6 protein-coding genes are annotated in these 12,766 nt (G+C 32.2%); 5 read left to right on the forward strand and 1 reads right to left on the reverse strand.

Annotated elements, in window-relative coordinates:
• Positions 1-6: 6 nt before the first annotated feature.
• Positions 7-849, reverse strand: a complete 843-nt coding sequence (gene kduI, locus DKT72_RS04210) for a 5-dehydro-4-deoxy-D-glucuronate isomerase (protein ID WP_111307469.1) — start codon at positions 847-849, stop codon at positions 7-9.
• 135 nt (positions 850-984) lie between these two features.
• On the opposite strand from kduI, the gene DKT72_RS04215 reads away from it, so the two are divergent.
• From DKT72_RS04215 to DKT72_RS04235, 5 genes are all read left to right on the forward strand, one after another.
• Positions 985-2,013: a LacI family DNA-binding transcriptional regulator gene (locus DKT72_RS04215; protein WP_111307470.1), complete on the forward strand. Its 1,029-nt coding sequence runs from the start codon at positions 985-987 to the stop codon at positions 2,011-2,013.
• Between the two features lie 349 nt (positions 2,014-2,362).
• Positions 2,363-6,061, forward strand: a complete 3,699-nt coding sequence (locus DKT72_RS04220; protein ID WP_111307471.1) for a two-component regulator propeller domain-containing protein — start codon at positions 2,363-2,365, stop codon at positions 6,059-6,061.
• A 171-nt stretch (positions 6,062-6,232) separates the two neighbouring features.
• On the forward strand, positions 6,233-9,286 hold the full coding sequence (locus DKT72_RS04225) for a SusC/RagA family TonB-linked outer membrane protein (RefSeq protein ID WP_111307472.1): 3,054 nt from the start codon (positions 6,233-6,235) through the stop codon (positions 9,284-9,286).
• Between the two features lie 21 nt (positions 9,287-9,307).
• The gene (locus DKT72_RS04230; protein WP_235841603.1) at positions 9,308-10,894 is read left to right on the forward strand and encodes a RagB/SusD family nutrient uptake outer membrane protein; all 1,587 of its coding nucleotides are present in this window, start codon (positions 9,308-9,310) and stop codon (positions 10,892-10,894) included.
• An 89-nt stretch (positions 10,895-10,983) separates the two neighbouring features.
• Complete coding sequence (locus DKT72_RS04235; RefSeq protein WP_235841604.1) at positions 10,984-12,765, forward strand: alkaline phosphatase; 1,782 nt, start codon at positions 10,984-10,986, stop codon at positions 12,763-12,765.
• The last annotated feature ends 1 nt before the right edge of the window (position 12,766 follow it).

Genomic DNA, 12,766 nt, shown 5'->3' on the forward strand with positions numbered 1-12,766 from the left:
TAAATTTTATCTTAGTTCATTTATTTTACAAATATCCATATCGCCATAGTCTAAATTCTCACCTGCCATACCCCAAATAAAACTATATGCGCTTGTACCAGATCCAGCGTGAATTGACCATGGTGGAGATATAATGGCTTCGTTATTGCCTATCCAAACATGTCTTGTTTCTGTTGGCTCTCCCATAAAATGGCAAACCGCTTGATCTTCTGCTATTTCAAAATAAAAATAGACTTCCATTCTTCTATCATGTACGTGGGCTGGCATGGTATTCCAACTACTTCCTGTTTTAATAGTAGTCATACCCATCTGCAGTTGACAAACATCCACAACACTATTAACGATATATTTTCTTAACGTTCTTGCATTTGCCGTTTCTGCTGAACCCAATTCTATAACCTCGACATCATTAACACCTATTTTTTTGGTTGGATAAGCCTTGTGGGCAGGAGTAGAGTTTAAGTAAAATTTTGCTGGGTATTCTTCAGATTTACTTGAAAACACAATATTTTTGTTACCCTTACCTACATATAAAGCTTCTTTGTGTTCTAAATCATAATGAGTTCCATCAATAGATACCGTTCCTGATCCACCAATATTTATAATACCTAATTCCCGTCTTTCAAGAAAATAATTGGCCTTTAATGGGGCTATAGTTTCTAAAGCTATTGCCTTTCTTAATGGTATAACTCCCCCTGTAATAAATCTATCATAATGGGAGTATACTAAATTGATTGTATCAGGTTCTAGTATGTTCTGAACTAAAAATTCATTTCGCAGCTGCTCGGTATTAAATTCTTTAACCTCTCTCGGAGATGCAGCATATCTTACTTCATATTTAATGGACATAATGGTATAATTTTTTTGTAAAAATAGTGATTTTCTTCTAAATACAATCGATTGTATTTTTAAGTTTGTATTATTGTAATAACCATAACTTATTATATTTACTATCTATATAAATATTTTAGTATTTCAAGGTTCATGAAAAAAAATACAGCTACCATACATGATATTTCAAAAGCTCTGGGAATTGATAGTTCTACAGTCTCACGTGCTTTAAGTAATAGTGCTCTTGTGACAGCTAAAACCAAAGATAAAATACTAAAAAAAGCTATCGAGCTAGGATATCAAAAGAATACTTTAGCCTCTAAATTAAGAACTAGAAAAACGAATACTATTGGAGTTATTGTTCCAAGAATATCAAGACATTTTTTTGCTTCTGTGATTTCAGGTATCGAGGACGCAGCCTATGATTCTGGATATGATGTTATTATTTGTCAATCTTTGGATAATCTTGAGAGGGAAAAACAACTAATACAGACGATGCATTCAAATCGGGTTGATGGTATACTCGTTTCAGTGTCCATGGAGACTAATACTTCAGATCATTTTAATGAATATAAAAAGGATGGTTTTCCAATTGTATTTTTTGATAGGCCATTTATGCTAAAGGAAAATATAAACGTTATTATAGACGATTATAAAGCAAGTTTTGAAGCCACAGAGCATATGATTGAAATTGGTTGTAAAAAAATAGTTCATTTACGTGGGCCAAAAACCTCAGAACTTTATAATAGAAGGGAATTAGGATATAAAAATGCTCTTAAAAATAATGGTCTCGATATTGATGATAATTACATATTAGAATCACGTCTGATGAAAGAAGATGGCTTGGAATTAGCCAATAAAATAGCAAGATTAGGAAATATAGATGGTGTTTTTGCTGCTAATGATACTGTTGCTATTAGTACTATGCAATATTTAAAGGAAAAAGGATGTAATATACCTAGAGATATGGCTTTTGTAGGATTTAGTAACGAGCCTATATCCGCTGTTATTGAGCCTTCATTAACAACAGTTGGGCAGGCTGATGTTGAAATGGGTAAAGTGGCGTCTTTGCTTTTATTTGAATTAATAAAAAATACTACCGATAAAATAAATAATCAAGTTACCATATTAGAACCAAATTTAATTATCAGAAATTCAACGTCTAAGTTTTCAAAAAAATAAATTTATTTTAAATGATTGTTTTGAAGTAAATTATGGATGTTAAAGATGTATAAAATACTTTTTTAAAGATTGCTTTTTTATAATTGATTTTTAACTGTTAGAGCTTATAAAATGAATAAGTCTACAATGGTGATTTTTACGGCTGGGATGGGGAGTCGATACGCCGGATTAAAACAGATAATGACTCTTATCTAATTGTCCCATTTTTATTGCAAGTCCATTTTTAATAGGAAGTAATCATAGACAAGTCCTTAGGATAAATGAATGTTTTCGAATCTTTTTCTTAACTATTAATTAAATTACAGTTAATAGTCAGGGATTCGGTTCGTAGTACTTTAGTGGGTCAATTATGAAGTCCAACATTCTTTTATATATTTTAGTTTTATCCTTTAATTCACTCTTAGGACAAAATATAAAGTTCAAATCCCTTACTACAAGTGATGGTTTGTCTAATAACTCAGTAAATGACTTAATAAGTGATAAATACGGTCGTTTATGGATTGCCACTTGGGATGGTGTTAATGTGTACGATGGACACAAAATAATATGTTTTAAGCATACGCAAAATGATAGTTTAAGTATTGCTGATAACGTAGTTAAAAAGTTCATTAAAGATAAGGATAATAAAATATGGATGCTTACTGATGATAAATCTATAAGTACATATAAAGGTAATGGTGTTTTTGAAAACTACTATTTTGATAAACAGCTTTATGATATTTTACTTTCTAAGAAGGGATCTTTGGTTATAAATATTGAGGGTGAATATTTTAGCTTTTACAAAGGACGTGTAACATCTATTAGAAAAAATAAACTTCGGGAGCAACCATCTAAAAGTGTTTTAGAAAATTATCTTTTAAGAAAATATCCAAACTTAAATATTAATGACATTATTACGGATGAAGATGGAAACATTTGGTATGCTACCCGAAAAAATGGTTTGTACATCATTCCAAATACCACCGATAATATTAACAACAATCAAATAGATCATTATACGTATGATCAATATGCTCCATACAGCTTTACAAGTAATGAAATAGAAAAGCTATATCAAGATGATTTTGGTAATATTTGGTTAGGCCATAAAGATGGTGGGGTAAGTATGGCGTATAAAGATTCTGAGGAGATTACAACAATTATACCTCATCCTATAAAATATCCACATTTACCAAACCAAACCATACGAGCTATAACTAAAGATGCTGAAAGTAGAATTTGGCTAGGGTACTATACAAAAGGATTGTTCTTCTTTAGTAATAAAACAAAGTGCTTTTTACCTTATCTAGTAACAGAGGCAAAACAGAACACTAATTTAAACCGTATTAGAAGTTTGTTTACAGATTCAAATGGAGATGTATGGGTTGGTACATATGGCGGTATTATTCGTATTAACACACAAGGGTATAAAATATATAACTCTGAAATTATTAAAGGACTTCCTAATAATCGAAATTATTCATTTAAAGAAGATGAGGATCATCAATTATGGATTGCTTGTTGGGGAGGTTTAGCAAAGTTCGATTTAAATAAAAATGAATTTTTGGCATTTCCCAATCAAGAGCAGCTTACTCAATATAATATTCGTCATATTGAGGTTGAAAATGAGACAATAGCTATAGCTACAGAAGAAAATGGTGTATGCTTTTTCGATAGGAATAAGGGGATTATAAAACGCGTAACAGTAGAAGATGGCTTATTAGGTAATAGTGTTTACAGTATTTATTACGATAGAAAGGCCAATTATTATTGGATTTCAACTTTAGGAGGCGTTAGCGTTTATGATTTAGATAAAGGTATTATAAAAAATATTACAGAGTCAGATGGTTTGCCTAGTCATATGGTATATAGTCTGTTGCCTAATAATGATAATGTTTGGATAAGTACAACAAAAGGTATTGCTTCTATAAATAGATTTAACTATGAAGTCTCCCAAATTTCCCCAGATCAAGGTTGGCAAAATGTTGAGTTTTCAGAGGGAGCAGCTTTTCAAGATGCAAAAGGGATACTCTATTTTGGAGGTATTAGTGGGTTAAGTTACTTTCAGCCTAATTCACATAGAAATAGAGGAGAGCTACCCAAACTAAAAACGGTTGTTAATGATGATGAAAATTTTGATTCACATTTAAAGCTTAAATATTATGATGCTGAGTTAAAACTAAATATTGTGCCAGTAGGTTTTACTAGTAATATGCCACCTGTTTTTTATAAAATGGAAGGATTGGATAAAACGTGGAGGTTACTTAAAAACTATGAGGTTTTTTATAAGGGTATTCCTTTTGGGGACTATAATTTTTTAACAAAAATAGGTAATAATGACTATACCGTTCATAAAGTGTTTCAGCTTCAAATAGATAAACCTTTTCATAAAACAATATTATTTTATTTTATTTTACTAGTAGTTTGTTCCATTGTAATAATTACAATTATTATCAGAAAAAACATTCTTTCTAAAGAATATCAACAGAAATTAGAAGATAAAATAAAAAGAAGAACAGCTGTAATTGAATCTCAGAAACAAGATTTGTTAGTAGCTAATCAAAATTTAAAGGAAAGAAATACAGAAATTATTAAACAAAAAGAAACCTTATTAACGCTGCATCACCAAATAAAGAGTCAGGACTTTGAGGTAGAAAAGTTTAAAGCGTTTGTGCTTTCATCTTTCAAGCCTAAGCTTTCAAAAATTATAACTAAAATACAGCAGTTAGATCAAAGCGATATTAAAGAAGCCTTACAGCAAGATACTATGAGTTTGGTTCAGTTAATATCTGAATGGGATTATTTAAACCAGATAAAAGATTTAGGAGATTTAAAACCAACACAAATTCTTTTTGAGACGTTAATAACGAATCTGTACGCACAAATTAATTCTGACCGAATTAATTCTAAATCTACATTTAGTTATCAAATTCATACAAGCTCAGATTCAATTCAAATAGATGTTTTAAGGTTTAGATTATTGTTTCAATATTTGTTAAATGATATTTTAAAGTACACAGAAGAAGATGATAAATTAGTTGTGATTTGTGAGCTCTTTTCGGAGAAGATATTAATAAACATTAGGGAAACCGGAGAGTTGTTAAAAGAACAATGGACAAACATTAAGAAGTTTAGCCCATATTATAAAGCAGCTAAAACCTTGGTAGCAGATTTTAACGGAGAATTGGAAGTCGTTTTAAAAACAGATTTTGAAATATCATTGAACATACCGATTACAATACATACACTAGAGATGCCTCTACCTGGTAAAGTTGTTTTAAAGCATTTATATAATAGAGGAGCTATTTCAGAAAAACAGCCTATAGTTTTAGTGTTTTGTGACCCAGAGAATGCAGATTTGGTTTATCAAATGCTAGACAATAAAGATTATCAATTGATTTTTGAGCAAGATGTTCAAGCTATAGATTCGGCGTCACAACAATTGCCATTACAAGCTTTAATTATATATAATAAATCTTTTGATCACGACATTACGCAATTATTAAAGAAGAAAAGATTTCAACAATTCCCCATAATTTACATTACAGAGCAAATAGACTTTGGTTTGCAGGAGCAAGCTCTTGAAGCAGGTGTAAATACGGTGATCCATCTGCCTTCTAGTGTAAACTTTATTCATAAAAAAATTCATTCTTTAATAAAGCAATATCAATCACAGTATCAAACTAAAATTGAAGTTTTACATAAAAATCTAAATGATAAAACAGTTTTAAATGTACACGAAAAATTGGTAAAGCAAGCCATGGAAATCATAAAAGATCAATTAGATAATCCTGATTTTAATGTTGATAAACTAATAGGGTTACTGGAAATATCTCGTACTAAATGTTATCGTGTCTTTAAAGAAGTAATGAATCAATCGCCTTCCGATGTTATTATAAGTCTTCGTTTACAAAAAGCCGAGCAATTACTGGCAATAGGGAATTTAAATATATCTGAAATTAGTTTTGAATGTGGTTTTAATGATCCTAAATACTTTAGTCGTCTTTTCAAAAAGTATTTTAATGTTAGCCCTAAATCGTTTCAAAAAAAAATAAAAACAATCATCTAGTTTAATACCAGATTACCTCAATGTTTCCTAAACGTTACTGCAACAAAAGTGATAAAAAATGGTATATATAAGCCTATAAAACGTATCGACAATCCACTTTTGAGAAACAATAATCTACCTAGTAAAACTTAACTCAGCATAGTTTAGCCTCAAATTTTAAATGTTATATAAATGAAAAAAATCAACGTATTTATTGTGCTTTGCCTCTTTAGTTTTATGGGTGCAATGGCCCAAACTATAGTAAAAGGAACGGTTGTTTCAAAAGAAGGCGGCGTGCCTATTGCTGGGGCTACACTTATTCCTAATGGAAAGACATCAAATGGTGTGGCTACAGATTTTGATGGAAATTTTGAGTTAAATGTATCTTTAGAAAAAGGAACCATTAAAATAGCGTATTTAGGTTATAAAGGATTAGAGGTTTCTTATTCGGGAAATCAAACGTTAAACGTTGCATTAGAGGAAGAGGCTAGCGCTTTAGATGAGGTCGTCTTAATTGGTTATGGTTCATCTAAAAAAGGAGATTTAACATCGGCTATTTCTACAGTGAGTAATGTTGAAAGTATTGCTTCCAGACCGGTATCAAACCTTACCGATTTTTTACAAGGAAATGTTCCAGGGGTTACTGTAATGCAACAAGGGGGCGACCCTACTTCGGGGGCTAGTATTGTAATAAGAGGATATGGTTCTGTTAATTCAGAATCTCCTTTAACAGTTGTAGATGGTGTTCCTTATTATGGTCCTGCTATAAACCCAAATGATATTGCTTCTGTTTCTATTTTAAAAGATGCTTCGGCAGCTGCTATTTATGGAGCACAAGCCGCTTCTGGTGTTATTGTTATCCAAACGAAAAGAGGGAAACTTGGAAAACCTCAAGTAAGCTTGGATGTGTATTCAGGGTTTCAAAATGCTTCTAATTTACCCACCCCTTTAAATGCAAAAGAGCAAGCTGATATTTATAATTTAGCGGCAGATAATGGAGGAACTCCTAGACAGTCTGCACATAATGTCACTCAAAATCCATGGGGACAAACAACAAGAACTAATTGGATGGATGCTATTTTTAGATCTGCTGCTATATACAACGTAGCTGCAAGTATTAAAGGTGCTTCAGACAATGTTAATTATATGACGTCTTTTGGTTATAACAAAAAAGAAGGTGTTTTGTTAGGAACTCAATCTGAAAGATATTCATTTCGCGTTAAAACAGATTTTAAATTAACAGATAAAATTACAGTAGGTGAAAATGTATATTTTTCTAACACAGAAGCATTAGGAACAAATACCTCTAGCGGATATTCAGGAACTATTTTAAGTGCATTATATATGCCTTCTGCAGCTCCTGTTTATGATGATGAAGGTAAGTTCCATGGTGTGGTTCCTTATAATTTATCTCAATTTGCAGGAGCTTATGGTGATGTTTATAATCCTGTATCATTGTTATTAAGACCAACCGTAGAAAATCCAGTTTCTTTTATCAACGCTAATGTGTTTTTGGATTATGAAATTATTGATGGTTTAAAATTTAAAACCAACTATACTTTTAGTAAAACAAATGAAAACTATAAAGCATTTTCACCTAAAAGACCAGAGTTGGGTAGAACTAGTTTAGAAAATTCCTTAACACAAAGTAACGCCGTAACGAACAGATGGGTTTGGGACAACCAATTGTCTTATACTAAATCTTTTGGTCTTCATAATTTAAATGTAACGGCCGTTTATTCTGCTCAATATAGTGATTATGAATATGTGAGCCAAACAGGTAAAGGTTTTAGTAACGAAGCTTCTTTTAACCAATATATGAAAAATGCTTCAGAAATAAGTAGTTATGACTCACAAGCTCATGAAGATGCTCTGACCTCAGCAATAGGTAGGGTTATGTATAATTATGCTGGGAAGTATTTTGTAAGTGGTAGTATTCGTAGAGATGAAACGTCAAGACTTGCTCTAACTAATCAATCAGATATATTTTCAGCAGCATCTTTTGGATGGAAAATTTCTGAAGAAGATTTTTTTAATATCGATGCCATCAACGATTTAAAATTTAGAGCTTCATGGGGGCAAATTGGTAACATTCGTCCTGTAGGGTATTATTCTTTTGATGTGCCTTTAGGAAGCCAGACGCTAATTATTGGAGAAGATGGTTTACAGGATGATAAAGGGGTATATGCAGATAAGCAATCAAATCCTAATCTAAAATGGGAAACATCAGAATCTTTGGATTTTGGAATGGATGCTTTACTTTTTAATCAAAAATTGTCCTTAACTGTTGATTATTTTGAAAAAACAACAAAGGGAATGATTCTAGCTGGTTTAGAAGATCATCATCAAGGAACAAGTGCGGCTGATGTAAATGGTGGAGAAGTAAAAAATACAGGTTTAGAAATAGCTGCAAGTTACACAGATGCTATAGGAGATTTACACTTTACTATTAATGCGAATGCATCAACACTTAAAAATAAGTTAGTCAATTTAGACGGATATAATAATAGTGGTATAGATTATATAGCACATAGTGACAATGTAAGAGAAGTAATAGCACCATATAGATCTGTAGTGGGGCAACAACTCTATTCAACCTATTTAGTACCTTATTTAGGTGTTTTTCAATCGCAAACAGAGATAGATGCCTATGCTAAAGATGGCGTTTTAATTCAACCAAATGCAGTGCCTGGCGATTTGAAATTTCAAGATACAAATAATGATGGTGTTATAAATGATGACGATAAAGTTTTTATGGATAGCTATCAGCCTAATTTAACCTACAGTTTTGGACTCAATTTTGATTACAAAGGCTTTGATCTAGGCATGATATTTCAAGGTGTTGCAGGTGTAAAAGTATTTAACGGATATAAATATGTAGCGTATAATGCATCACTTCAAGGTTATAATTTAGATAATAGAGTGTTAAGTGCTTGGACACCAGCTAATACAAATACAGATACACCAAGAATTTCAACAAAAGACAATAATCATAATTTTGGTACAGCTTCTAGTTGGTACTTAGAAAACGCTTCTTATTTAAGACTTAAAAATATTACATTAGGTTATACATTACCAAAAAATACATTAAAAGGAACAGATTTACGTGTTTTTGTTTCTGCTGAAAATTTATTTACCATCACAAACTATTCTGGTATAGATCCAGAAGTAGGAGGTAAAGGATTAGATTTAGCTAAATATCCAGTATCAAAAACAATTACAGCAGGACTATCTTTAAAGCTATAAATTAATTAAAAAATCAAGAAAATGAATATTAAAATTTATAAAACAGTAATGGTGCTTTTGGGCGTTACATGTTTAACAATACTATCTTGTTCCGATGAGTTTACCAACTTAGAACCCATAGGAAGTTCTTCTTATGGTAACTTTTGGAAAACAGAGCAAGATGCCGTAGAAGCTGCAAATAGTATGTATTTCTACATGAAAGATGAAGATATGTTTACCAGAGGATTCATGTGGTATATAAATGCTTCAGACGACATGGTAACCGGACGTATAAAAGATTATGCAGATAATACTAAAAACTTCAATATTAAAGGGGATGAAAGTGGTTTAAAATGGATGTATCCACAAAGTTATAAAATTATAAGAAGAGCTAATGATATCTTACTGAATGTTCCAGAGATGAATATTGATGATAATTTGAAGAAAAGAATTTTAGGAGAGGCTTATTTTATGAGAGCTTTCCATTATCATTGGTTAGCATATCACTATGGAGATAATGGGCCAAACGGAGGGATCCCAATTGTTACGGAGGAAAACATGAATGACGAAGCAGGTAGTTATGAGCGACCAGCTAGTGTGGTAGATAATTATAAGCAAATCATTGAAGACTTAAATAAAGCAAAGGATTTATTACCGTTGTATACAACATATAATGCGGATGATTATGGAAGAGCTCATAAAGATGCAGCTTTAGCTTATATTGCAAAAACGTATTTGTACTGGGCGCAATATGACCCTACTAAATATGCAGATGCTGTTGCAGCATGTGATGCCGTTACCAATTCAGGATCTGGAAGAGCTTTAATAGATACCGGTAATCCTTCTAAAGATTATAGATTATTACACAGTTATTTAAATAACTGGACTAGTGAATACATTTGGTCTGTTGATTCAGGTATAGAAGGTGGAAGTAAATTGCCTGGAGTTATGTTGGAAAATAAAGGTTGGGGAATATATAACGGTTGGGGCTATTACCAACCAACAGAAGAGTTGTATGATGCATTTGAAGATGGAGACCCCAGAAGGGAAGTAACCATTCTTAAGTTTGGTGACGAATTTCAGTTTTTTGGAGAAACTAGAACCTATCAATCAGAAAACTCATTGTCCGGTTTTCAATTTAACAAATATATGTACGAGTATCAATTTGAAAATCCAATAGGAACTTATATAAACCCTAGCGGAGATAGTCCAACCACAATATACAATGTCCCTATATTACGGTATGCAGAGATTTTATTAATAAAATCGGAAGCATTAATTATGCAAGGGAAAAATGGAGATGTGCCTTTAAATTTGGTACGGCATAGAGCAGGTCTTGCTCCAATAACAAATGCGACCATGGCAGATTTAAAACATGAACGAAGAGTAGAGTTGGCGGGAGAGTTTGCCGACAGACATTTTGATTTGGTGCGTTGGGGAGATGCAAAAGAGGTTTACAGCAAACCACTACATGGTAGAATTCATACAGACCGTTCAAATCCAAATTCGTCTTATAATATCGAAGAAATATGGCCTGCAAGAAATTTTGACCCATCGTATATGAACGTATGGCCAATTCCTAATCAATCAGTAAATTCTTCAGGAATATCTCAAAATAAAAATTGGTAAAATAGTTTTTTTCATTCAGTTAGTTTTTTATTGTTGAAGGGAGTTATATGGCTCCCTTTAACTTCTTCGTTTAAATTTTATTTAAAATCATGTCAAAAATTCATAAAATAGTTTTATTTTTTTTAGTTATCAATACAATGGCAGCACAAAACTTGCCCTATGTACATTCCCATAACGATTATAGTCAAGCCGTTCCTTTCTGGAATGCTTTTTCGGCAGGGGCAAACTCCATTGAAGTTGATGTGTTTTTAAAGGATAATAAGCTATATGCAACACATAGTGAAGAAGATATTATTGAAGGGCGCACCATAGAAAATTTATATCTTGAGCCTTTACAAAAAGTAGTTTCTCTTGGTTTTGGCGAAAATAAGCATGTTCAATTGCTTGTCGATGTAAAATCAGATGCATATAAAACGCTTGATGTTCTTATAAACGTTTTAAAAAACTACCCAATTTTAATTCATAGCGATAAAATAAGTTTTGCTATTTCGGGTAATAGACCAAAGCCAGCCGAATACAAAAACTATCCTGATTATATTACATTCGATTATCAAAGCTTAGATGCTATTTCTGCAGATGCTTTGCAAAAAGTGTCACTTGTAAGTTTAGATTATGGTAATTTTTCACAATGGAATGGTAAAGGCAGATTAACAAAAGCAGATAAGGAAAGAATTATAAATGTTATTAAAGAGGCAAAACGTTTTAATAAACCGTTTCGGTTTTGGGGTACACCAGATTCAAAATCAGCTTGGAAATGTTTTGCCGATTTAGGTATCGATTTTATAAACACAGACCATCCTTTTAATTGTATTCAGTATGTAAAAAGCTTGCCGCAACGTGTTTATACAAATAAGGTGTTTTCAAAGGTTTATACCCCTTCATTTGAATACGATCAAAAATCACAATCCGTTAAAAATATTATTTTGCTTATTGGAGATGGAAATGGCTTGTCTGAACTTTCGGCTGCTGCACTCGCCAATAATGGGACATTAACTATAACCCAATTAAAAAGCATAGGCTTAATGAAAACGCAATCATCAGATGATTTTACAACAGATTCTGCAGCAGCGGGAACGGCATTAGCTACTGGAGAAAAAACATATAATAGGGCTATTGGTGTGGATTCTTTAGGGAAACGAATAAAAAATATCACTGAAGTTTTACAAGCACACCAATTTAATACGGGCATTATTACCACGGACGATGTTACTGGGGCAACACCAGCTGCATTTTACGCACATCAAAAAGATAGAGGAGAAGAACACAATATCGCCCAAGATTTATTGAAAAGTAAGCTTAATTTATTTGCTGGCGGTGGTAAAAATAGATTTAATGATTTTGGGGATTTTAAAATTTTGGAATCACCTAAAGCCATTGGTACTTCAAAAAATAATAAAGTTGGTTTTTTTATGTCTAATAGTGGAGTGCCAGGAGTTTTGGAAGGAAGAGATAACCTTTTAGCTGAAATCACGGAACATAGTTTAGCTTATTTTAAAAGTAAAAAACAACCTTTCTTTTTAATGGTTGAAGGGGCGCAAATTGATAGTTACGGACATAGAAATGATGTCGCTGGCATTGTTAGTGAAGGTGTCGATTTTGATAAAGCAGTAACCCAAGCCATCAAATTTGCAGATGCCAATAAAGGAACTCTAGTTATTATTACGGCAGATCATGAAACGTCAGGATTTAGTATTCCACAAGGCGATTTAAAGGCGCATCAAATTGAAGGTGATTTTACAACACACGATCATACAGGAACTTTGGTTCCTATCTTTGCATATGGACCACATTCAGGTGAATTTACTGGGGTTTACGAAAATAACGAGGTGTTTCATAAAATACTTTCACTTTTAAAACTTTCAAAAAACTAAT

It is taken from the genome of Confluentibacter sediminis (assembly GCF_003258355.1).
Classification (GTDB): Bacteria; Bacteroidota; Bacteroidia; order Flavobacteriales; family Flavobacteriaceae; genus Confluentibacter; species Confluentibacter sediminis.